This window comes from Gordonia sp. WA4-43 (genome assembly GCF_020520305.1).
In the GTDB taxonomy this organism is placed as follows: Bacteria; Actinomycetota; Actinomycetes; order Mycobacteriales; family Mycobacteriaceae; genus Gordonia; species Gordonia hongkongensis.
The window spans coordinates 5,136,309-5,158,568 of the sequence record NZ_CP084736.1 but is presented as its reverse complement, the minus strand read 5'-3'; the positions used below and the strand labels follow the sequence as shown (position 1 = coordinate 5,158,568).

General features: G+C 68.2%; 19 protein-coding genes. 10 read left to right on the top strand and 9 right to left on the bottom strand.

Translation table 11 applies throughout. The features are described 5' to 3' along the window. Positions 1–8: 8 nt before the first annotated feature. Positions 9–1,562 carry a type VII secretion integral membrane protein EccD gene (gene eccD / locus LEL84_RS23440; protein ID WP_226512893.1) on the top strand — a complete coding sequence of 518 codons (1,554 nt, stop codon included), beginning with the start codon at positions 9–11 and terminating at the stop codon, positions 1,560–1,562. Further along, on the top strand, positions 1,562–2,959 hold the full coding sequence (gene mycP / locus LEL84_RS23435) for a type VII secretion-associated serine protease mycosin (RefSeq protein ID WP_226512892.1): 1,398 nt from the start codon (positions 1,562–1,564) through the stop codon (positions 2,957–2,959). The genes eccD and mycP overlap by 1 nt, the downstream gene beginning before the upstream one ends. 28 nt (positions 2,960–2,987) lie before the next feature. Here the strand turns inward: mycP and LEL84_RS23430 are convergent, their stop codons facing one another. After that, positions 2,988–3,941: a 4-hydroxy-3-methylbut-2-enyl diphosphate reductase gene (locus tag LEL84_RS23430; protein WP_058250715.1), complete on the bottom strand. Its 954-nt coding sequence runs from the start codon at positions 3,939–3,941 to the stop codon at positions 2,988–2,990. Between the two features lie 52 nt (positions 3,942–3,993). On the opposite strand from LEL84_RS23430, the gene LEL84_RS23425 reads away from it, so the two are divergent. The 3 genes from LEL84_RS23425 to LEL84_RS23415 are packed head-to-tail and all read left to right on the top strand — an operon-like array spanning position 3,994 to position 6,220. Further along, positions 3,994–4,698: a lipid droplet-associated protein gene (locus LEL84_RS23425; RefSeq protein ID WP_226512891.1), complete on the top strand. Its 705-nt coding sequence runs from the start codon at positions 3,994–3,996 to the stop codon at positions 4,696–4,698. Next, positions 4,695–5,981 (top strand): exodeoxyribonuclease VII large subunit, encoded by a 1,287-nt coding sequence (gene xseA / locus LEL84_RS23420; RefSeq protein ID WP_159370451.1) that lies wholly within the window; start codon positions 4,695–4,697, stop codon positions 5,979–5,981. The genes LEL84_RS23425 and xseA overlap by 4 nt, the downstream gene beginning before the upstream one ends. Continuing rightward, complete coding sequence (locus LEL84_RS23415; RefSeq protein ID WP_068970159.1) at positions 5,978–6,220, top strand: exodeoxyribonuclease VII small subunit; 243 nt, start codon at positions 5,978–5,980, stop codon at positions 6,218–6,220. The genes xseA and LEL84_RS23415 overlap by 4 nt, the downstream gene beginning before the upstream one ends. A 6-nt stretch (positions 6,221–6,226) precedes the next feature. On the opposite strand, the gene LEL84_RS23410 is transcribed toward LEL84_RS23415, so the two are convergent. Both LEL84_RS23410 and LEL84_RS23405 read right to left on the bottom strand, forming a co-directional pair. Beyond that, positions 6,227–6,556, bottom strand: a complete 330-nt coding sequence (locus tag LEL84_RS23410) for a hypothetical protein (RefSeq protein WP_058250719.1) — start codon at positions 6,554–6,556, stop codon at positions 6,227–6,229. A 57-nt stretch (positions 6,557–6,613) separates the two neighbouring features. Next, the gene (locus tag LEL84_RS23405; protein ID WP_165630263.1) at positions 6,614–7,195 is read right to left on the bottom strand and encodes a DUF4245 domain-containing protein; all 582 of its coding nucleotides are present in this window, start codon (positions 7,193–7,195) and stop codon (positions 6,614–6,616) included. Between the two features lie 135 nt (positions 7,196–7,330). Here LEL84_RS23405 and glpX point away from each other — a divergent pair, with 135 nt between their 5' ends. The 4 genes from glpX to LEL84_RS23385 all read left to right on the top strand — a co-directional run bounded on the left by glpX (position 7,331) and on the right by LEL84_RS23385 (position 12,238). Continuing rightward, positions 7,331–8,326, top strand: coding sequence for a class II fructose-bisphosphatase (glpX, locus tag LEL84_RS23400; protein ID WP_065629922.1), 996 nt, complete (start codon positions 7,331–7,333; stop codon positions 8,324–8,326). A gap of 89 nt (positions 8,327–8,415) precedes the next feature. Then, positions 8,416–10,113: a fumarate hydratase gene (locus LEL84_RS23395; protein ID WP_068970178.1), complete on the top strand. Its 1,698-nt coding sequence runs from the start codon at positions 8,416–8,418 to the stop codon at positions 10,111–10,113. A gap of 8 nt (positions 10,114–10,121) precedes the next feature. Then, positions 10,122–11,546, top strand: coding sequence for a class II fumarate hydratase (locus LEL84_RS23390; RefSeq protein WP_137809247.1), 1,425 nt, complete (start codon positions 10,122–10,124; stop codon positions 11,544–11,546). Between the two features lie 5 nt (positions 11,547–11,551). Continuing rightward, positions 11,552–12,238, top strand: coding sequence for a PIG-L deacetylase family protein (locus LEL84_RS23385; protein WP_068970156.1), 687 nt, complete (start codon positions 11,552–11,554; stop codon positions 12,236–12,238). 361 nt (positions 12,239–12,599) lie between these two features. On the opposite strand, the gene LEL84_RS23380 is transcribed toward LEL84_RS23385, so the two are convergent. Next, on the bottom strand, positions 12,600–14,318 hold the full coding sequence (locus LEL84_RS23380) for a GAF domain-containing sensor histidine kinase (RefSeq protein ID WP_226512890.1): 1,719 nt from the start codon (positions 14,316–14,318) through the stop codon (positions 12,600–12,602). Between the two features lie 170 nt (positions 14,319–14,488). Between LEL84_RS23380 and LEL84_RS23375 the strand changes: the two genes are divergently transcribed. Next, on the top strand, positions 14,489–15,136 hold the full coding sequence (locus tag LEL84_RS23375; RefSeq protein ID WP_068970176.1) for a response regulator: 648 nt from the start codon (positions 14,489–14,491) through the stop codon (positions 15,134–15,136). 382 nt (positions 15,137–15,518) lie between these two features. Here the strand turns inward: LEL84_RS23375 and LEL84_RS23370 are convergent, their stop codons facing one another. The 5 genes from LEL84_RS23370 to LEL84_RS23350 all read right to left on the bottom strand — a co-directional run bounded on the left by LEL84_RS23370 (position 15,519) and on the right by LEL84_RS23350 (position 22,187). After that, positions 15,519–16,493 carry a L,D-transpeptidase family protein gene (locus LEL84_RS23370; RefSeq protein ID WP_068970155.1) on the bottom strand — a complete coding sequence of 325 codons (975 nt, stop codon included), beginning with the start codon at positions 16,491–16,493 and terminating at the stop codon, positions 15,519–15,521. A 558-nt stretch (positions 16,494–17,051) separates the two neighbouring features. Next, a complete protein-coding gene (locus LEL84_RS23365; protein WP_058250725.1) occupies positions 17,052–18,344 on the bottom strand; it encodes a PhoH family protein in 1,293 nt (430 codons plus the stop codon). Positions 18,345–18,685: 341 nt separating this feature from the next. Then, positions 18,686–19,552, bottom strand: coding sequence for an acyl-ACP desaturase (locus LEL84_RS23360; RefSeq protein WP_068970154.1), 867 nt, complete (start codon positions 19,550–19,552; stop codon positions 18,686–18,688). A gap of 43 nt (positions 19,553–19,595) precedes the next feature. Then, entirely contained in the window at positions 19,596–20,903 is a 1,308-nt protein-coding gene (gene glyA, locus LEL84_RS23355) for a serine hydroxymethyltransferase (RefSeq protein WP_068970153.1), read from the bottom strand. A 51-nt stretch (positions 20,904–20,954) separates the two neighbouring features. Further along, entirely contained in the window at positions 20,955–22,187 is a 1,233-nt protein-coding gene (locus tag LEL84_RS23350; protein ID WP_068970151.1) for a DUF885 domain-containing protein, read from the bottom strand. Positions 22,188–22,260 lie beyond the last annotated feature (73 nt).

Here is a 22,260-nt window from a genome sequence, read left to right as displayed (position 1 = left end):
TTGACCTGATGTCGTCTGTGGACGGATTCGCACCGGGGTACCCGGCCACCGCTGCCGACGCGGACACCGGGGATCGCCGGCGGGGTGAGGGGGCCGTCGAGCCGCAACTCGTACGGGTGTCCGTGCTGGGCGGCAACACCCAGCTCGACGTCGGACTGCCGGCCGGCATCCCCATCGCCGGACTCATCGGTGACCTTGTCGCCCAGATCGAATCGCGCAATCCCTCGAGGTCGGACCCCGACGACCCGGATGCCGACGCCCGCAATCCCGGCCGACCGCACGACCGGCAGAACAAGTGGACGCTCGCGCTCGTCGGACAGGACCCACTGCCCCTGCACCGGTCGCTGTCGGAGTCGGGTATCCGTGACGGCGACCTGCTGCTGTTGACCTCCACGCGAACCGGGGAGTCCCCGGTGCTGTTCGACGACGTGGTCGACGCTGTCGCCCGATTGAACGAATCGCAGTTCGTCGACTGGACCGCGGCGTCCGCCCGGAAGGTCGGTTACGCACTGGCACTCGTCGCCGCGATCGCGGCGGCGGCGTCCCTGGCCGCGGTCCGCTCCGGCACCGGCGCCCTGTGGTTCGCCGGGTTGTCCGGGCTGGCGGTCGTCGGATTCGTCACCGCCTCGACGATCGTGTCCCGCTACTACCGCGACGAGCAGAGTTCGACGGTGCTGTCCCTGTGTGCCGCACCGATGGCCTTCGTGACCGGGATGATCGTGACGCCCGGGTCATACGGCGCCGCACACCTCACCCTGGGCTTCGCGTTCGCACTCGTCGCCGCGGTCGTCAGTTATCGCATGACCGCGGCCGGGGCGACCGCACACAGCGCCGTGACCAGCGCGGCGCTGCTCGGCGCCACCGGTTGTGGGGCGCGACTCCTCATCGATGCGCCGGTGGCCGATGTCGCCGCCGTCATCGCCGCGGTCGGTCTGCTGTGCATCGGTCTGGCTCCCCGCACGACGATCCTGCTCGCGAAACTGCCGCTGCCCCCGGTGCCGACCGCGGGTGCCGCCATCGACGTCAAGGACATCGAACCGCGCCCGGCCATCGAGGGCATCGGGGCGATCGGCGCGACCGCCCTTCCCAAAGCCGATGCGCTGGAACGCCGTTCCTACCTTGCCAACGCGTACCTGACCGGCATCGTCGGCGGGCTCACCGTCGTCACCGCCATCGCGGCCGTGCTCACCGCCGCCCCGCTCGCCGGGTTCGAATGGCGCAACGCCGTCTACGCCGCGATCATCGGCATCGTGCTGTGTCTGCGGGGCCGCTCCCACAGCGACCTGTTCCAGGCGGGAATCCTCGTCATCGGCGGATCGCTCGTGGTTATCACCCTGATCACCGGTCTCGCGTTCGGCGACGACCAGTGGCCGGTGATCGGTTTCGCCCTCGGCATCCTCGTGGTGATCGGCGCCCTCGTCTTCGGGGTCGTCGCACCGAACCAGGACTTCTCACCCGTGATGCGTCGGTGGGCCGAGATCGGCGAGTACATCCTCGTCGCCCTGATCGTGCCCCTGCTGTTGTGGCTGCTCGACCTGTACCGAATGGTCCGCGAGATCTGATGCGCGACAACCGTGTCCGTGGTGCTGGAGTATTCGCGACGACCCTCGTCGCGGCACTCGTCGGGGCCTCGGCGACGCCCGCTGCGGCGGTGACCCCGCCTCGGATCGATCCCGGCGCCCTCGTCCGGTCGGCCCCGGTCGCCCCGCTCGAACCGACCGAGCAGCGGCACCTGTGCAACATCCCGGAACTGACGCGCACCGTGACGAAACCGACCGCGGCGCAGGCGATGATGAATCTCCCGGAGGCGTGGCGGTTCAGTCGCGGACAGGGTCAGCGGGTGGCCGTCATCGACACCGGGGTGACGCCCCATCCGCGGCTCGGTCGCGTCGTCGCCGGTGGCGATTACGTCTCGGGCGGCAACGGACTCGACGACTGCGACGCCCACGGCACCCTGGTCGCCGGGATCATCGCCGCCCGGCCCAGCACCGCCGACGCGTTCGCCGGCGTCGCGCCCGCGGCATCGATCATCGCGATCCGCCAGTCCAGCAGCGCTTTCCAGAAGAAGAACGACCGCGCCCGGGACGACGCCGCGCCGGTGGTCGGCTCGGGTTACGGGTCCGTCCGGACGCTGGCGCACGCCATCGTGCGCGCGGTCGATCTACGCGCCACCGTCATCAACATCTCCGAGGTGGCGTGCGCGTCGGCGGCGGATTCGGTCGACGACCGGGCGCTCGGTGCGGCCATCCGGCACGCCTACGACCGGAACGTCGTGGTCGTCGTGGCAGCCGGCAACCTGACGCGCGACGGCGCCTGCCAGAACCAGAATCCGGCTCCCGCCGCCGACGACCCCGACGGATGGCGGTCGGTCGCGACCGTCGCCAGTCCCGCCTGGTACTCGCCGTACGTCCTGACGGTCGGCTCGGTGGACGCCGACACCGGCTCGCCGAGCGACTTCAGCCTGCACGGCCCGTGGGTGAGCGTCGCAGCGCCGGGCACCGACATCGTGAGCCTGGACAACAAGCGCGGTTCGAACCGGCTGGCGTCGGCCCAGCAGAGCGACGGCGGGCCGGTGCCCTTGATCGGCACGAGTTTCGCCGCGCCGTACGTCGCGGGCACCGCCGCGCTGATCCGGGCCCGCTTCCCGGATCTGACCGCGCGCGAGGTGATGGACCGCATCATCGCCACCGCCCACTCCCCGGGAACCGGGCGCGATCAGCGGATCGGACACGGTGTCATCGATCCGGTCGCCGCCCTGACCGCCGAAGTGCCGGCCGATCAGCAGCCGGACCGGGCCTCGGCGCCCATCGCCGCACCTACCGTGGCGCAGCCACCGGACGATTCCGCGCGCAACGTCGCGATCATCGGCAGCGCCGTCGCGGCGATCGTCATCGCCGCCGTTCTCGCGATCGCACTACCCCACCGACGGGTGCGCAAGCTCGACCCGGACGAGTTCTGACCTGTCGACGCCGGACCGTGGCCCGAGGTCAGCTGGACGAACGTGCGGGGCGCAGCTCGCGCGGGAGCGCGAAGGTCAGCGTCTCGTTGGCCGTGTTGACCGTCTCGACCGTCCCGTAGCCGCGTTCGGCCAGGTAGTCGAGAACCCCGCGGACCAGCACCTCGGGCACCGACGCGCCAGAGGTGACGCCGACCGTCGTCACACCGTCGAGCCACGAGTCGTCGATCTCGCGGGCGTAATCGACCAGGTGGCCGGCCTTCGCGCCGGCCTGCAGGGCCACCTCGACGAGGCGCACCGAGTTCGAGGAGTTCTGCGATCCGACGACGATCACCAGGTCGCATTCGGGAGCCATCGCCTTGACCGCGACCTGACGGTTCTGGGTGGCGTAGCAGATGTCGTCGCTGGGCGGGTCGTTGAGCAGCGGGAACTTCTCGCGGAGTCGACGGACCGTCTCCATGGTCTCGTCGACGGACAGGGTGGTCTGCGACAACCAGACGAGCTTCGACTCGTCACGGACCTCGACCGCGTCCACGCTGTCGGGACCGTCGACGAGCTGGATGTGCTGTGGGGCCTCGCCGGCGGTGCCCTCGACCTCCTCGTGGCCCTCATGGCCGATCAGGAGGATGTCGTAGTCGTCGCGCGCGAATCGCTTCGCCTCTTGATGGACCTTCGTGACCAGCGGACACGTGGCATCGATGGTGCGCAGGTTGCGCTCCGCGGCGGTCTGGTGCACCAGCGGGGACACCCCGTGCGCGGAGAACACGACCAACGCGCCCTCGGGCACCTCGTCGGTCTCGCCGACGAAGATCGCCCCGCGCTCGGCCAGGGTCTCCACGACGTGCCGGTTGTGCACGATCTCCTTGCGCACGTAGACGGGAGCGCCGTGCTTGTCCAGGGCACGCTCGACCGTCTCCACCGCACGGTCGACACCAGCGCAGTAGCCGCGGGGTTCGGCGAGCAGGACACGCTTCGTCTCAGACATGCTTCCCAGGGTACGGGTTACGCGGCGTTGCCCGTGATGGCAGAGTGTTGGCATGGATCGCGCACCGTACCCCGCCCGGATAGCCGCAGGTCTGATCGTCACCGCCCTCGAGGAGACACGGAAACTCCCGGCGCTGCTCATCACGTTGCCGATGACCGCCATCAGCCAGACCCTCCAGGCCGGTATGCGGGCGCAACAGAACATCGCCGAACTGGCCATCAAGGGCGACGCCGCCCTGGAGATGCTCTTCGACCGGCCCGACGAACAGCCCGAGTGGGCACGTTTCGACGAGGACGACGCAGCGGGTCCCGACCCGGTCACGCCCGCCGCGCCCGCGTCGACCACCGATACGTCTGTGCAGGACAAGAAGCCGAAGGCCGTCGCGACGACCCCGTCGCCCACGACCATCGACGAGGAGATCGAGGAGGCGGCCGCCGACGCCGATCTCGCTGCACCTCCCCGCGCCGATGCCGGGCGGTTCGCGCTGTACAGCTCGACCCCCGACGAGGTCGTCGCGGCCGAGGTGCCGGGCACCGAGGCGGTGGGTTCCGCCGACGGCTCGGGGCCCGAGATCGTCGAGCTCATCGACTACGACACCCTCACCCTCGCGCAACTCCGGGCCCGCCTGCGGTCGGTCGCCGTCGAGGACCTGATCGCACTCGTCGACTATGAGAAATCCCACCGCGACCGCGCGCCGTTCGTGACGATGCTCGAGAACCGGATCGCCGCGCAGAACAAGCGCTCCACCGAAGCGTGACCGGGGCCGACACGAGCGACACACCGCGACGTTCCTCGTCACCGAACTCGGCCGAGCATCCCTGGCCGGTCCGGACGGTGAACACCAAGATCGCCGACTGGATCCATCGGCTCGGACAGATCTGGGTCGAGGGACAGGTCACCCAGATCAGCCGGCGGCCGGGGACCCGCACTGCGTTCCTCACCCTGCGCGATCCCGCTGCCGACATCTCGATCTCGGTGACGTGCAGCCCCGACCTGCTGGCACGCACCGAGGTCCCGCTGACGGACGGCAGCTCCGTGGTGGTCCTTGGCCGGCCGAGTTACTACACCGGGCGCGGCACGGTGTCGCTGCGGGTCAGCGAGATCCGGGCCGTGGGCATCGGCGAGCTGTTGCTGCGTATCGAACGGCTGCGGCAGCTCATGGCCGCCGAGGGCCTCTTCGATTCACGGCTCAAACGGCCGCTGCCGTTCCTGCCGCGCGCCGTCGGCCTGATCAGTGGCCGCGCGAGCGCAGCGCAGCACGACGTCGTGAGTGTCGCCACCGCTCGATGGTCGAACGTGCGCTTCGACATCCGGGAGGCCCCCGTGCAGGGGCCGACGGCGGTCGCCCGCATCCTGACCCACCTGGCCGACCTCGATGCCCACCCCGATGTCGACGTCATCATCATCGCGCGCGGCGGGGGCAGCGTCGAAGACCTGCTCCCGTTCTCCGACGAGGCGTTGCTGCGCGCGGTGTCGCGGTGCCGGACCCCGGTCGTCAGCGCGATCGGGCACGAACCCGACAATCCACTGCTCGATCTCGTCGCGGATCTGCGCGCCGCCACTCCGACGGATGCGGCGAAGCGGGTCGTTCCCGACGTCGAGGCCGAACTCGCGGGCATCGCGGAACTGCGTCGACGCAGCGCGCAGGCCCTGCGCAACTGGGTGCGCCGCGAGTCCGGCGTCGTCGCCGCGCTGCGGGCGCGGCCGGTGCTCGCCCGACCCGGGGTGCTCGTGGACTCCGAAGCCGGGCAGGTGGCCGAGCTGGTCCGCGCCCTGCGCCGAGATGTGTTGCGCCACATCGACTCCGAGGAACGACGTACCGACCATCTCGGTGCGCGCCTGGCGACACTCGGTCCCGCGCAGACCCTGGCGCGCGGCTACGCGGTGGTACAGCGCACCGACACCGACCCGCCCCAAGTGGTCGGCACGCTCGCGGACCTGCCGCCGGGTGCACCCCTGCGCATCCGGGTCGCCGACGGCGCCGCAACCGCCCGGGTCGACGAACCCACGACCATGCCGGAACACGGAGGAAATGCGTGAGCACCGACGAATCATCCACTCCGATCGAGGAACTCGGCTACGAGGAAGCACGCGACGAACTCGCCGAGATCGTCACCACCCTCGAGCACGGCGGACTCGACCTCGACGCCTCGCTGGCGCTCTGGGAGCGTGGCGAGGCCCTCGCGACCCGCTGCGAGGAGCACCTGCGCGGTGCCCGCGAGCGCATCGAGGCGGTCATCAGCACCGGCTCCGACCCCGATGACCCCGAGGACGACTGAGACCGATCAGTCGAACCGGGTGAGCGCCTCGCGGTCGAGAACACTGATGCGCGTGTGCTCGGCGGTCGGTCGCGCACCGGCCCGCGCGAGGACCGGCCGACGATCCTCCCCACCCCTCGATGAGGAGGAAAGCGGCCGCCCCACAGCGGAATCCGGAGGCGGCCCGACGATGTACGGAAGACCGGATGCGGTCGCGGCCCCGGATCGCGGGTCGGTCGGCGCATCGATGGCGCCCGCCTGTTGCACCGGAACGGTCACCACGAGCAGCACGAGGACCGCGACGAGCACGAGCCTGGCCCACACGAGGTGCAAGCCGAACCCCGATCCCCCATCCATGAGCGCCTCCTGCCGAAGACGCTAGGAACCGCGGGCCGGGTTCTCACGAGTAGTGCGCTACCCCAATTGCAGCGGCTGCTGGGCGACGACCGACGACGCGATCGTCTCGATGTCGGCGTCGCTGCCGCGCGACAGGACCGCGATGCGTACCTCGCCCAGGTCCGTGATCCAGAACCGCTTGCCCTCCGACGTCTCGTAGGTCACCCACTGCCGCCCGCCCGCCTGGCGCGTACCGGTACCGGAGATGTCGGCGAAATCACCCCCGCTGCCGCCGCCGAGGTAGGGGACGAACACGTCCTCGGGCGCATCGGACTGACTGAGCTGGACGTAGGCGCCGTCGCTGCTGAGCCATCCCACCGTGCTGACCCGGTGCCCCTCGATCGCGTCCGACGAACCGGAGTTGGGCCGCCAGCCCTCCGGCGTAGGCGGGCGGCGGATCGGGAACGGGAGCTGGGCGGCGTCGGCGTTCAATGCGCTGACCACGTCGAACGGCGGTAGCTTGCTGTCGGCCACGTCCTTGGAGGCCCCGATCGAGCAGTTCCCCGACGCGATCGCCACCAGCGCACACAGCGCGAGCAACGGGACCAACGACCAGAACATGTCCTTGCCGTTGTTCAGAATGCGGGGTTTGTCAGCCATGGCGCCGAGTATCCCACCAGCAGGGTCACTGACCGAATGCCCGGTGTGACATGCAAGGATGGTGGTCGAGACCACCGCCACCATCACTCGGCGCCGCTGGAGTCGACCCGCGCCGAACAGAGGAGTCGATTGCCCATGACCGTCAGCACCCATCAGGCCCCGGACCGCAACCTCGCGATGGAGTTGGTCCGCGTGACCGAGTCGGCTGCACTCGCGGCCGGTCGTTGGGTCGGTCGTGGCGACAAGAACGGCGGCGACGGCGCGGCGGTCGACGCGATGCGCGAACTGTTGTCGTCGGTCTCGATGCGCGGTGTCGTGGTCATCGGTGAGGGCGAGAAGGACGAGGCGCCGATGCTCTACAACGGCGAAGAGGTGGGCAACGGCGAAGGCCCCGACTGTGACGTCGCCGTGGATCCCATCGACGGCACCACGCTGATGGCGGAGGGCCGCCCCAACTCGATCTCGGTGATCGCGGTCAGCGAGCGCGGCACGATGTACGACCCGTCGGCGGTCTTCTACATGGACAAGATCGCTGTCGGACCCGAGGCCAAGGGCGCCATCAACATCAACGAGTCCGTCGAGTGGAACATCAACTCGGTCGCGAAGGCGAAGGGCATCGACGTCGCCGATCTGACCGTGATCGTCCTCGACCGTCCTCGTCATGCCGATCTCATCGGTGAGATCCGGCAGGCCGGCGCCAAGATCCGCCTCATCTCCGATGGTGACGTCGCCGGTGCGGTCGCCGCCGCCGACGACTACTCCACCGTCGACATGCTGATGGGCGTCGGTGGCACTCCCGAGGGCATCATCACCGCCGTCGCGATGAAGTGCATGGGCGGCGAGATCCAGGGCAAGCTGTGGCCGCGCAACGACGAAGAGCGTCAGAAGGCCATCGATGCCGGCCACGACCTGGACCGGGTGCTGACCAACGACATCCTGGTCAGCGGCGAGAACGCCTTCTTCTGCGCCACCGGGGTCACCAACGGCGACATGCTGCGCGGCGTCACCTACCGGCCCAATGGCGCGACGACCCGGTCGCTGGTGATGCGCTCGAAGTCCGGCACCGTCCGCCGCATCGAGGCCGTCCACAAGCCGGCCAAGCTTCGCGGCTACTCCCGAATCGATCTCTGAGACACGACATCGGCCCCACACCAACACCGGTGACTTCACGAGTCAACCTCTGGCGTGGGGCCGATGTCGTGGGCGATACGATGCGGTCCGTGAGTAAACCAGCCTCAGCCCCCGAGTTTCTCTACTCCGATCTGCTCCCGACCGGCGCCGACGAGACCCCGTACCGGTTGATCACGACCGAGGGTGTGTCCACGTTCTCCGTCGACGGTCGGACCTTCCTGAAGGTCGACCCGGAGGCCATCCGGAGGCTCACCGCGGAGGCCATGCACGACATCAGCCACTATCTCCGCCCGGCTCATCTCGCGCAGTTGCGCAAGATCATCGACGACCCGGAGGCCTCGGGCAACGACCGGTTCGTCGCCCTTGACCTGCTGAAGAACGTCAACATCTCCGCCGGCGGCGTGCTGCCGATGTGCCAGGACACCGGCACCGCCATCGTGATGGGCAAGAAGAGCGAAGGGGTCCTGACCGGCACCGACGACGCCGAGGCCATCTCCCGCGGTGTCTACGACGCCTACACGCAGCTCAACCTGCGGTACTCGCAGCTCGCCCCGCTGACGACGTACGAGGAGAAGAACACCGGCTCGAACCTGCCCGCCCAGATCGAGATCTACGCCACCGAGCAGGGGCCCAAGGGTCCGGAGTACAAGTTCCTGTTCATGGCCAAGGGCGGTGGCAGCGCCAACAAGTCGTTCCTGTTCCAGGAGACGAAGGCGATCCTGAACCCGACGAGCATCCTGGAGTTCCTCGACGAGAAGATCCGCTCGCTGGGCACCGCGGCCTGCCCGCCGTACCACCTGGCCGTCGTGATCGGCGGCACCTCAGCCGAATTCGCGCTCAAGACCGCCAAGTACGCGTCGGCGCACTACCTCGACAACCTGCCCACGCAGGGTTCGATGTCGGCGCACGGTTTCCGCGATCTCGAGCTCGAGGAGGAGGTCTTCCGGCTGACCCAGTCGTTCGGCATCGGGGCGCAGTTCGGCGGCAAGTACTTCTGTCACGATGTGCGCGTGGTCCGGCTGCCCCGCCACGGTGCGTCGTGCCCGGTGGCGATCGCGGTCTCCTGCTCGGCCGACCGTCAGGCCCTCGGCAAGATCACCGCCGACGGCGTGTTCCTCGAGCAGCTCGAGACCGATCCGGCCCGCTACATGCCCGCAGCCGGTGTGGCCGAGGACATCTCGGGTGGCGAGGTGGTCGAGGTCGACCTCAACCGCCCGATGCCGGAGATCCTCGCGCAACTCTCGCAGTATCCGGTCAAGACGCGCCTGTCGCTGACCGGACCGCTGGTCGTCGCGCGCGACATCGCCCACGCCAAGATCAAGGAACGCCTCGATGCCGGCGAGCCGATGCCCGACTACCTGCGCGACCACCCGGTCTACTACGCCGGGCCGGCGAAGACCCCCGAAGGCATGGCCTCCGGATCGTTCGGTCCGACGACGGCAGGCCGGATGGACAGCTATGTCGAGCAGTTCCAGGCCGCCGGGGGCTCGATGGTCATGCTGGCCAAGGGGAATCGATCCAAGCAGGTCACCGAGGCGTGCGGCGCGCACGGCGGTTTCTACCTCGGCTCCATCGGCGGGCCCGCGGCACGTCTCGCGCTCGACTGCATCAAGAGCCAGGAGATCATCGAGTACCCCGAACTCGGCATGGAGGCCGTGTGGAAGATCGAGGTCGAGAATTTTCCCGCCTTCATCGTCGTTGACGACAAGGGCAACGACTTTTTCACCGACCCGAGTGGGGCCGTCAACGTCCCGCTGAGCGGCATAAGGATTCGATCAAAGGAGTAGGCACGCCGATGACCGAGGAAACACAGACCGACGCGCAGGGCGAGCAATACCGCATCGAGCACGACACCATGGGCGAGGTCCGGGTACCCGTCGACGCCCTGTGGCGGGCACAGACGCAGCGTGCCGTGGAGAACTTCCCGATCAGCGGACGCCCCCTCGAACGGACCCAGATCCGGGCGATGGGACTGCTGAAGGCGGCCTGCGCCACCGTCAACGCCGACCTCGGTCTGCTCGACAAGGAGAAGGCCGACGCGATCGTCGCCGCGGCCACCGAGATCGCGGACGGACGCCACGACGACCAGTTCCCGATCGACGTGTTCCAGACCGGTTCGGGCACCAGCTCGAACATGAACACCAACGAGGTCATCGCGTCGATCGCCAAGTCCAACGGCGTCGAGGTGCATCCGAACGATCACGTCAACATGTCCCAGTCGTCCAACGACACCTTCCCGACGGCGACGCACGTCGCCGCCACCGAGGCCGCCGTCACCGACCTGATCCCGGCGCTCGAACATCTGCAGAAGACGTTGGCCGACAAGGCAACCGAATGGCGTGAGGTCGTCAAGAGCGGGCGCACGCATTTGATGGACGCGGTACCGGTCACGCTCGGACAGGAATTCGGCGGTTACGCGCGTCAGGTCGAGGCCGGCATCGAGCGCATCACCGCCGCCCTCCCGCGCGTCGGCGAACTGCCCATCGGCGGTACCGCGGTCGGCACCGGCCTCAATGCGCCAGATGGCTTCGGCACCAAGGTGGTCGCCGAACTCGTGTCGCTCACCGGCGTCGAGTCACTCACCCTCGCGAAGGACAACTTCGAGGCGCAGGCGGCCCGTGACGGGCTCGTCGAACTCTCCGGCCAGTTGAAGACCGTCGCGGTGTCGCTGACCAAGGTCGCCAACGACGTCCGTTGGATGGGCTCGGGTCCGCTCACCGGGCTCGGCGAGATCCTGCTCCCCGACCTGCAGCCGGGCAGTTCCATCATGCCGGGCAAGGTCAATCCCGTTCTGCCCGAAGCTGTCACGCAGGTGGCGGCGCAGGTCATCGGCAACGACGCCGCAGTCACCTGGGGCGGCGGCAACGGCGCCTTCGAACTCAACGTCTACATCCCGATGATGGCGCGCAACGTCCTCGAGTCCCTGAAGCTGCTCGCGAACGTCTCGCGGTTGTTCGCCGACCGCTGTATTACCGGTTTGCAGGCCAACACCGAGCGGTTGCGCACGCTCGCGGAGAGTTCGCCGTCGATCGTCACCCCCCTCAACAGCGCCATCGGCTACGAGGAGGCAGCGGCCGTCGCCAAGCAGGCACTGAAGGAGGGCAAGACCATCCGCGAGACCGTCCTCGAACGTGGCCTGGTCGGCGAGAAGCTGACCGAGGACGAACTGGACGCCCGGCTCGACGTGCTGAAGATGGCCAATCTCGACCGGGAGCGCTGAGAACCGTGACGGCGCAGCTGCTCCCCTTCCCCACCGACTGGCAGACCGCGCTCGTGCTCGTCGCCCACCCCGACGACCCCGAGTACGGGATGGCGGCGGCCGTCGCCCGTTGGACCGGCGAGGGCCGCCGCGTCGTCTACGCGCTGGCCTCCAGCGGCGAGCGGGGCATCGAGGGTCTGCCGCCCGCCGAGTGCGGCCCCCTGCGGGAAGCGGAGCAGCGCGCGTCCGCGTCGATCGTCGGCGTGGACGAGGTGGAGTTCTGGGGGTTCCCCGACAGTGACATCCGCAACGTGCCGGAGTTGCGGGACAAGATCACCGAGACCGTCGAACGGGTGCGGCCGCAGGTGATCGTCTCGCTCTTCGGTGGACCCGAGTGGGCGCCGGGCATGCCCAATCAACGCGACCACATGGAGTTCGCCGCGGCGGTCCTCGAGGCCTACGACGCCCTGGAAGCCCCGCCGTCGTGGTTGTTCGAGAACGGTCCGGCGGCGACCCACGGCGTCGAGGTCGAGGAACAACTCGACACGGCCGTTCGCGCACTGGCCGCCCACGACCGCTACCTCTCCGTCCTCGATCCGGACACCCCGGTCCTCGACCAGGCGCGGGCGCAGATCGAGATGGCGACCGCGCCGCGGGACGGCGATGCCCGTCATGTGACCGGCTTCGAGCTCAAACGGGGTCGGCCCGCCTGAGTCGGCACGACCCGCCGCGCATCAGCAGCGGCAGCGGCGACGACCCGACGTTTCCTTGGCCCCTCGGATCGGTGACCTTCGGCCCCTCCCGGCGGGCGCGACGCCGGTGGATGGTGTGAGGGTCAATCTCTCCGCACACCGTTCGGTGCAAGCTCTCCCAGGGGGACCGTCATCACTCTCACGGCCGTTCTCGTCGCTTTCCTCGCCGCATTCGCCGTCTGCGCGGTCATCGGATTGTCCGTGTGGCTGCTCGTGCTCTTCGGAGTGCTCACCGGACTCCAAACGGTCGCCTGGCTGACCGAGCGCATGTCGGCATGGCGACTACCGGCCGAGGCGGATGCCCCCTAGTGGGGTGTCTCCACTAGAGCTGCGCCGACCACCGCAGCGCGAGACCGCCGCCCGGCGGCGGGGTCGTCGTGAACGCCCCGCCGGCCTTCTCGGCCCGGAGCGCGAGGTTGGCCAGACCGCTCGGAGTCACGTCCGCCGGCAGCCCGATGCCGTTGTCGATGACCTCGACGACCAGCTCGTCGGCGACCGTGATCGACACCGTCACCGTCGTGGCCCGGGCGTGCTTCACGACGTTGCTGACCGCCTCGCGTATCACCGCGACGACGTTCTCGGCCAAGGGGCGATCGACCACGGACAGCGGACCCGAGGTCCGCACGTGCATCTGGATCGGCAGATCGTCGATCTGCTGGTCGATGACCTCCTGCACGCGCTGCCGCAACCGCGTGACCGTCATGTCCTCGGTCTGCAGGTCGAAGATGGTCGAGCGCACCTCCTGGACGATGTCCTGGAGGTTGTTGATCGACCGGGTGAGTCGCGAGCGGATATCGGGTGAGTGGGTGCGCTGCAGCGTCGCCTGCAGGCTGAGCCCCTCGGCGAAGATCCGCTGGATCACGTGATCGTGGAGGTCGCGCGCGATGCGCTCACGGTCTTCGAGCACGCGCATGTGATGGGCCTGCAACGTCGCGGTGGCCAGTTGCATCGCGAGTGCGGCCTGGTCGGCGAAGTCGGCGCACAGCCCGAGGAGATCCCGGGCGAACGGCTCCCGCCCGTCAGCCCGCATGGCGATCAACACGCCTCGTGTGGAATCGATGGTCCGCAGCGGCGCGGCCATGACCGGCCCGTAGCGCGTCGAATCGCCGACGTCGTACTCCAGGTGATTCCGGAGCACGGGCCGTCGTTGGACGAATGCCGTCCCCGAGGTCGACCCGGTGATGGGGATGCTCTGGCCGCGGAAGACGTGTCCGTCCTCTCCCTCGGCGACCGTGATCACCAGTTCGTCGATCAGCTCCACAGGCTCTTCGGTGTCGTGGGGCTCGGCGATGAAGACCAGGTCGGCATCGGCCAGGGTCAGCACCTTCCGCGCGATCTGCTCGAGGACGTCTTGATGATCGGCGCCGGTCAGCAACTCGGTCATCACGTCGCGGTTGGCCTCGATCCAGGCCAGCTGGTTCTGCGCCTGCGCGTAGAGCCGGGCGTTGTCGATCGCGATCCCGGCAGCCGAGGCCAGTGCCTGGATGACCACCTCGTCGTCCTCGGTGAAGACGCCGCCGTTCCTCTTCTCGGTCAGATAGAGATTGCCGAAGATCTCGTCGCGGACCCGGATCGGCGTGCCCAGGAAACTCGTCATCGGCGGGTGGTTGGCGGGGAAACCCACCGATTCGGGGTGCTCGGACAGGTCGGACAACCGCAGGAGCTCGGGCTGGTCGATGAGCTGACCGAGGACGCCACCGCCGGTGGGCAGGTCGCCGATGAGTACCCGGGTCTCGGCATCGATGCCCTGGGAGAGGAACGCGGACAGATGATGCCCGCTCCCGAGCACGCCCAGCGCCCCGTACTCGGCGTCGACGAGACGGATCGCCGACGCCACGATCGATTCGAGGGTGGTTTCCAGATCGAGTCCGGAACTGACGACCAGCATCGCCTGCAGGAGTCCGTCGGTCTGATCGCGTACGTCGGCGATCTGGCTGATCCGGTCGGAGACCTCGTCGAGCAGTTCGCGCAAACGCATCTGCGACAGCGCTTTCTGCAATTCGAGCGATCTCGGATCCAGTTCCGAGAATTCGGAAACCATGTACCGGATCATAGTCAGGTTCATTTCCGGGTGCTGCACTTCGAGTTCGAACGCGGTTTCGCTCGGGTTGGGACACGAGCGATGACATTTGGTAGACCTGCACACATTCGTCGAATTCGTCCGGCCCGTCCTACAATCCGATTCAGGTGTCCGATCCGGAGGGAGACGGCATGATCAGGGTTTTCCTGGTGGACGACCACGAAATCGTCCGACGGGGACTCGTCGAGTTGCTCGACTCCGTTTCCGACGTGGAGGTCGTCGGCGAGGCCGCCAGCGTCGCGCAGGCGCTCGCGCGCATTCCCGCGGTGTCTCCGGATGTCGCCGTGCTCGACGTCCGGCTTCCGGACGGCAACGGCATCGAATTGTGCCGTGAGCTCCTCAGCAGGGTGGACGGCCTGCGTTGCCTCATGCTGACCTCACTGACCGACGACGAGGCGATGATGGACGCCATCCTGGCCGGGGCCAGCGGATACGTCATCAAGGACATCACCGGGATGGAACTGGCGCGTGCGATCGCCGAGGTGGGCGCCGGCCGGTCTCTGCTCGACAACCGCGCCGCGGCGGCGTTGATGGATCGGCTACGCGCCCGGCAGGACGCCGCGGAACCGGCGGACGACGGACTCAGCGAGCAGGATCGGACGCTGCTGGCCCTTCTCGGCGAGGGCCTGACCAACCGGCAGATCGCCGCGCGGATGCATCTCGCCGAGAAGACCGTCAAGAACTACGTCTCGCGACTGCTCGGCAGGCTCGGCATGGAGCGTCGGACCCAAGCGGCGGTGTACGCGGCGAAGACCGCGAACCGCGACCGACGACGCTGAAGCGCCACGCGGAGGGTCGATCGAACGATGTGTCATTCGACTCTTGAGATCTACGTCACATAAGCCGACACTGAAATGGTCGCTCGTCCGACAGGGAGGGCTCTCGGACGAGTGCGGCCCGACGCCCCAACAAGTGACAGAGAAGGTCCATCGAGATAACAGTTGTTTCCGCATTCGTGGAAACCGGAACTTCCCCCTCCGACCGGCACTGCGGTAGTTGCGGACGCGCGTTCGCGATCCGTACGCCGCTCCGCCAGTCCGATCTGGACGATCTCGCCCGGGTCAACGGGTGGCACATCAGCACCGAGGCCACGTGGTGCCCCGGCTGCCGATGTGCCCGGATGAGTTTGTCCGACGTTCGCGCCCGGCCCGGCCGGACCGATCAGCCCGCCTGACCGCCGAGCCCGAAGAGGGCCGGAACCACGCCGACGAGCTGCGAGAGCAGACCGGTCAGGACGTCGGCACCCGGAACACCCGAGGTGGTGGGAGGCGTCGTCCCCGGCGTCGTGCCCGGAGCGGTTTGAGGGGTTGCTCCGGGCGCGTCGCCCGCGGGTGCACCCTGGTTGACACCGATGGTGATCTTCGGGCTCTTGGCCGGATCGAGCCACACGAGGATCTGTTTCATCAGCTCGCGTTCGATCGCGACGCAGCCCATCGTCGGTTCACCGTTCGTCACGTGGAGGAACATTGCCGACGCCCGACCCGGGGTGCGTTGCGGGTTGTGCGCGATGTTGACCGCGTAGTCGTAGACCGGGCCGGAGTTGTAGAGGTTCTCACTGTCCCCACCGGGGCTCTGCGGCTGACGCACGTGCGTGTTGTAGGTCGGCGACTTCATGTTCGAGTCCCACCAGTCCTGCTGGTCGACCTTGCGATACGGCATCTTGGTCCCGGGATTCTCCGCACGGCCGAAGGCCTGGTCGAGCGGGAAGGTGCCCTGCGGGGTCCGGTGGACGTCGTCCTTCGGCTCGCCCATGCCCAGCGAACCGAGGTAGGCCTTCGTCGGGCCGATGACGGGTTTCCAACTGCCGTCGGCGCCCCGGTCGAAGGCCGTCAGGGTGGCGGTGGTGTCGGACGCCTTCGGCGCGGTCACCACGATCATCTGGCTCGTCGGCCCACCCGCCCCGGGTGCACCGGCACCGCCGGTGCCGTCGTCCGACCCGGTCCCACCGGCGAGCTGGTCGAGAATGCCGTCGAGCAGCGGCATGCCCGACCCGGGCGTCGTTCCCGGACTAGGTGTGGTGGACGTCCCCGGCGTGGATGTCTCGGGTGTAGTTGTCTCCGGGGCGGCGACCGACTGCCCGGCGCCGCCGACAATCGCGGCGAGCACCGCGATCACCAACAGTCCCAACAGTCTCATTCGCCTCATCAGTAACTTCTGCACCATGCCAGTCTGACAGTGCGCAAGAGACCATGAGTCACGTCCTGGTCACGGTGCGGTTCGGATCAGGTGTCGGCGACGAGCCGGTCGGCGTATGGACAGAAGCCGTATTCACGCGGTCGAGGTCGATTTCTCGATACGAAAACACCGAATTGCCATGATTCGAAATGCAGTACAAAAACGCATTCGACGAATCAATCTGAGAAATGGGTCGAATTCTCTTGGACTTTGTTTGCGCGTTTGTTATCAGATCATTACTGTTGCGAACGACGGCGTCGAATAAAGGCGGCCGTCGAAACGGATAGCCATTCGATTAAGGGAGAACAATGACATCCTTGGAGAACGTCGAACTGCTCACCGCCATCGTCGACCTCTTGAATTCGCTCCGCGACTTCACCCCGATCGAACCGCCGACCGCCTGATCTGACACACGAGGGCCGCGTCGACTCCCTTCCGGTGTCGACGCGGCCTTCGAGTTTCCGGCGGCGAAATCCTTACGGCCACCGAGCAATTGGAACCCAGAGGTCGGCGCCGACCCTACGGCGCGAACTCCTCGAGCATCTCGGTCACGAGTGCGGCGATCGGCGACCGCTCGCTGCGGGTGAGCGTGATGTGCGCGAAGAGCGGGTGTCCCTTCAGCTTCTCGATGACCGCGGCGACGCCGTCGTGGCGGCCCACGCGGAGATTGTCACGTTGCGCGACATCGTGGGTCAGCACCACGCGAGATCCCGATCCCAGGCGGGACAGAACGGTGAGCAACACGTTGCGCTCCAGCGACTGCGCCTCGTCGACGATGACGAACGAATCGTGCAGCGACCGCCCGCGGATGTGCGTCAGCGGCAGCACCTCCAGCATGCCGCGGCTCAAGACCTCGTCGATGACCTCCGGCGACGCGAGCCCCTCCAGCGTGTCGAAGACCGCCTGCGCCCACGGACCCATCTTGTCGGACTCACTACCGGGCAGATAGCCGAGCTGTTGTCCGCCGACTGCGTACAGCGGCCGGAACACGACGACCTTCCGCTGGGTACGCCGTTCCAGGACCGCTTCCAGTCCCGCACAAAGCGCGAGCGCCGATTTTCCGGTACCGGCCTTGCCGCCGAGCGAGACGATTCCCACGCTCTCGTCGAGGAGCAGGTCGAGGGCGACCCGCTGCTCGGCCGACCGTCCGTGCAGTCCGAAGGCCTCGCGGTCGCCGCGGACCAGTTGCACCCGCTTGTCCGCGTTCACCCGGCCCAGGGCACTCGACGTGGCGCTGAGCAGTCGAACACCGGTGTGACACGGCAGTTCGCGTGCCTCGTCGAGGTCGACGACGCCCTCGGCGAACAACGTGTCGACCGTGGCGGTGGCGACATCGAGTTCGGTCATGCCCGACCACCCCGAGACCACGACATCCTGCGCGTGGTACTCGTCGGCGGCCAGGCCCACCGCACCGGCCTTCACCCGCAGCGGTGTGTCCTTCGAAACCAGGGTCACGTCCTTGCCCTCGGCGCGCAGGTTCAGTGCACAGGCGAGGATCCGGGAGTCGTTCGAGTCGGTGCGGAAGCCGGCGGGCAGCACGGCGGGGTCGGTGTGGTTGAGCTCCACCTGGAGGGTGCCGCCCTCGTCGCCGATCTCGAGCGGCAGGTCGAGCCGGCCGTGTTCGAGTCGCATGTCGTCGAGCATGCGCAGCGCCTCACGCGCGAACCAGCCGAGTTCGTGGTGGTGACGTTTGCCCTCGAGTTCGCTGATGACCACCAGTGGCAGCACGACGTGGTGTTCGGCGAAACGCATGACCGCCCAGGGATCGGACAGCAGCACGGAGGTATCGAGGACGTAGGTGCGTGTGGTCACGTGGGGCTCCTACGTTCGTGCGGCTCCCGCACAAACCAGTGTTGGTCGACCGGCCGGTCCAGTTGTCCGTTGTCCCGGCGTCAGCCGAGGTGGACGAGGACCGGGGCCGGTCCCCTCGCGTTGCTCGCACAAACCACGAATTGAACCTCCCGAACGAACCGCTTCCCCGCGGTCCGTCACTCGCCAACGTACGCGCGAAAATCGTTGGCGGCGCGCCGGAATCCGGTGTGTCGGCGTGAATTGTGGGTAAACCGCCGTATCGTTTCCACCGGAGACGCAACACGGCGCCACCAGGACTTTCGTCGTCCCGGTGGCGCCGTGTTCGTACTGGGCGCGAGTCGTCAGCGGCCGGTGCGGGCGAGGATGCGGGTGCGCGCGGCCTCCGCCTCCTCACCGAGACCGGAGACGGTGTCGAGCTTGACCGCGTCGGCCAGGGCCGCCGCGATGGCCGCCTTCACCTCGGCGTTCTCGTAGTCGGCGATGAGTGCGCGCTCGGCGTCGAAGTCGGCGATGTCGTGGCCGATCGGCTCGTCGAGGGCCAGCGCCCGGTCGATGGCGAGGACGGTGGCGTCCTGGTCGGCGACAATGCCGGCGTTGAGGAACGCGCCGAAGGTGGTGGCCTGGCCCTGGTCGTCGTTGGAGATCTTCGTCAGGATCTCCACGAGTGCCTCGTCGCCGGCGACCGCGGACAGGCGCTTGATGAAGTGGACGCACTGGTTCTCGTGTACCGCCATCAGCGCGAGCACGTCGAGCGGGCCGAGTGGCTCGACCTGCTCCGGCGTCTGCCGATACCCCTGCGTGACGTGGATGCGACGGCGCTCCTCGGCGTCCACCGGATCGATCGCGCGCCGGACGACGAGGTAGTCGCGCAGGACGATCGCGTGGCGGTTGTCCTCGGCGGTCCACACGCCCACGAGCTGTCGCCAGTCGGAGAAGGCCGGGAAGTGCTTGGCCAGCACCCGGTGGTACGACGGCAGGTTGTCCTTGGTCAGCAGGAGGGCGAGCAGTCCCGCACGTGCCTCATCGGACAGGAAGGCCTCCGACGGATCGAAATCCGCTCCGCCGAGGAACCCGAAGTTGCGTCCGTCGTCCCACGGCACCCAGTCGTGCGGATTCCACGGAGCCGCGGCCGACTGGTGGTCTTCGGCGATCTCGGGAAGAGCCTTCTCGAGCGCGATGATCAGGTCGTCTTCAGTGAGGGCGTTCATCGCTGAAAGGATACGGACGCGCCGCCGGGACAGGCAATCCAGGTCAGATCCGGCTCATCAGGCCCCACTCCTCGAGACCGTCGTAGAGCGGGAAGTCGAGGGCGAGCTTGGACACGCGCCCGCGCAGGGCCGAGACGTCGGCGGCATCGCCGGCCGCGAGCGCGGTGGCGATGATGTCGGCGACCTCGGTGAACTGTTCGTCGCCGAAGCCGCGGGTGGCCAGTGCCGGGGTGCCGATACGTAGACCCGAGGTGACCATCGGCGGTCGCGGATCGAACGGCACCGCATTGCGGTTGACGGTGATGCCGACCTGATGCAGCAGGTCCTCGGCCTGCTGGCCGTCGAGGGCGCTGTTCCGCAGATCGACGAGCACGAGGTGGACGTCGGTACCGCCGGTCAGGACCGAGACGCCGGCCCCGGCCACATCCGAGCCGTTGAGGCGTTCGGCGAGGAGCCGCGCCCCGGACAGGGTGCGCCGCTGGCGCTCGGCGAATTCGTCGGTGGCGGCGATCTTCAGGGCCACCGCCTTACCGGCGATCGCGTGCATGAGCGGCCCGCCCTGCTGACCGGGGAACACCGCCGAGTTCAGCTTCTTGGCCCACTCCTGCTTGGCCAGGATGATCCCCGAACGCGGGCCGCCGAGGGTCTTGTGCACGGTCGAGGACACGACGTCGGCATGCGGGACCGGCGACGGATGCAGGCCGGCGGCGACGAGACCGGCGAAGTGGGCCATGTCGACCCAGAGGTGTGCGCCGACCTCGTCGGCGACGGAGCGGAACGCCTCGAAGTCGAGCGTGCGCGGGTAGGCCGACCACCCGGCGACGATGACCTTCGGTTTGACGTCGAGGGCGATCTTGCGCACCTCGTCCATGTCGATGCGGAAGTCCTCTTTGCTCACGCCGTAGAAGGCGTTCTCGTAGAGCTTGCCGGAGAAGTTCAGGCGCATGCCGTGGGTGAGGTGACCGCCGTGCGCGAGGTCGAGACCGAGCATGGTCTCCCCCGGCTCCATCAGGGCCTGCAGCACCGCGGCGTTGGCCTGGGCACCCGAATGCGGTTGCACGTTGGCGAAGTCGGCGCCGAACAGCTCCTTCGCCCGGTTGCGGGCGATGTCCTCGACGACGTCGACGTACTCGCACCCGCCGTAGTAGCGACGTCCCGGGTACCCCTCGGCGTACTTGTTGGTCAGCACGCTGCCCTGGGCCTGCAGCACCGCACGCGGCACGAAGTTCTCCGAGGCGATCATCTCGAGGGTGTCCCGCTGGCGGCTGAGTTCACCGTTCATGGCGGCTGCGACGTCGGGGTCGAGCTCTGCCAGGGACATCGAGTTCAGGGATGACGGGTTCGCGGTCATGCCCCGATTCTAGGTACCAGGCGCCGGGAGCGAAGCGAGCGGGCCGAGTGTCTACAGCAGTTCGCGCCGCAGACTCGCCGGGATGAGTGGTTCGTCGAGCAGGCGACCGAAGGCGGCCGCGCGGTCGTCGGCCTGCTCGAGCCACGCCTCGAGCAATCGGTATCCCTCGACGTAGGTGCTGATGTAGGCGCGCCAGAGCGGCGAGGTGAGGAATCGCAGCATCTGTCGGGCCCGTTCCTCGGGCGCGAGAAGCCAGCGCCGGAGATGTTCGGCGACGGTGTCGGCGTCGGCGTGGCGGTCGTGCAGCAGCAGCGCGGCGTCCTGACGAACGCCGAGGAGCCCGGCGGTGGCGCGTCCGACGCCCATCGCCCGCCCGGCGTCGAAGCGGAGTCCGAGGTCGGCGTAGATCTCCTGTGCCCACGTTCCCCACTCGGGACCGACGATCGCGGCCAGCGCGTGGTCGGCGAGGCCCTCGGCCATCAGGCACTGTGGGGTGTTGACCAGGAAGATCGACTGCTCGTCGTGCCCCGCGCCGACGAGCAACTGCTCTTTACGGCAGTGCTCGGTGTGGTGACCGGGGTAGGCCTCGTGCGCGATGAGGGCCGGCAGGGAGGACATGTACTGCGTGAGATCGGCGTTGATGGCGACGCGTGAGCGATAGTTGCCGAGGTAGTAGTTGAATCCCGACCACGGCTTGTCGGTGACGACTTCGAACTCGACGATCTCGTTGTCCGGCAACGGATATGCGGACCGTACTCGTTCGCGGAGCGCGCTGCTGAACGCGCGGACGCACTCGTCGACCCGCTCGGGTGGGATCTCGTCGGCACGCCGGTGCGCGGCGTAGATGTCCCGGAGCTCGTCGCCGGTGGCGCCCGGGACGCCGAGGGCCTCCGCCAGGTCGGCGTGCGCCTGCCGATACCGGTCCGGATCGGCCATCGCGATGTCGACGTCGAAGTAGGCGCGGACCTCGTCGATGAATCCGACGTCGTCGCCGGCGAACTTGCGCGCCGAGCACTCCAGCGCGCGCAGGTGGGCGCCGATGAACTCGGCGCGCGCCGCGTCGAGCGCGCCGGGCAGGTCGGCGAGCAGCCCGCGCGCGCGGTCGGCGAGCCGGGCGGGATCGGGTGCGGGCGCGTTCTCGACCTCCGCCTTCAGCGCGGGATCGCCGGTGTAGGCGTCGACGAAGCCCCGTTCGAGGCGATCGAAGGCGAGGCCGAGACGGAGGTACTCGGCCACCAGCGGGTCCGAGGCGTGGTCGGTGTCGGCGACGGTCGGGGACGGCATACCGGCAGGCTACCGATCGACGCTGTCACACGTCGCCCTAAGCTGTACGCATGATCACTCAGGGAGCGGCGGA